This is a genomic window from Actinotignum inguinis, from assembly GCF_051265835.1.
Taxonomy (GTDB): domain Bacteria; phylum Actinomycetota; class Actinomycetes; order Actinomycetales; family Actinomycetaceae; genus Actinotignum; species Actinotignum timonense.
Genome location: NZ_JBOZDP010000047.1, coordinates 1 through 755 on the forward strand (window position 1 = coordinate 1; position 755 = coordinate 755).

The 755-nt window shown below is 50.2% G+C and carries 1 protein-coding gene and 1 rRNA gene; one reads left to right on the forward strand and one right to left on the reverse strand.

What is annotated here, in order from left to right; genetic code table 11:
* Nucleotides 1–247: hypothetical protein (locus ACRQFC_RS09220; protein WP_284882686.1), on the forward strand; the 247-nt coding region annotated here is incomplete at its 5' end.
* A 151-nt stretch (nt 248–398) separates the two neighbouring features.
* On the opposite strand, the gene ACRQFC_RS09225 is transcribed toward ACRQFC_RS09220, so the two are convergent.
* A 16S ribosomal RNA gene (locus tag ACRQFC_RS09225) occupies nt 399–755 on the reverse strand; the annotation flags it as partial.

Genomic DNA, 755 nt, shown 5'->3' on the forward strand with positions numbered 1-755 from the left:
TCGGCCCATACGCACCAAGGCATCCACCAAACGCCCTACAACACCAAAAAACAATAAACAAGAAACTCAAAACAAAAAATTGTCAATTACGCAAAATCACACAACAAACACACACGTGTTCGTCATAAAGATGCTCACGCTCACTATGCGACAACCAACCACCACACCAACACCACAACTAGAAAACAAGAACAAACCCTTGCTCCCTAGCCGTGGGTGGTATATCGGACAGTGTCCGAATGCCTAACAGCCCGTCTAACCAATACCATCACGCGAGTAACAATGAACAACCACCATCACTCACACGAACCCTTTTTACGTGTCCCAAACAAGAAACAAACACTAAAGAAACAAACCCGTGTGGCTCATTCCTATCCGTTTCTCGAAAATATCCTTAGAAAGGAGGTGATCCAGCCGCACCTTCCGGTACGGCTACCTTGTTACGACTTCGTCCCAATCGCCAGCCCCACCTTCGACCGCTCCCCCCAAAAAATGGTTAGGCCACGAGCTACGGGTGTTACCAACTTTCGTGACGTGACGGGCGGTGTGTACAAGGCCCGGGAACGTATTCACCGCGGCAATGCTGATCCGCGATTACTAGCGACTCCGACTTCACGAGGTCGAGTTGCAGACCCCGATCCGAACTGAGACCAGCTTTAAGGGATTCGCTCCACCTCACGATATCGCAACCCTCTGTACCGGCCATTGTAGCATGCGTGAAGCCCAAGACATAAGGGGCATGATGATTTGACGTC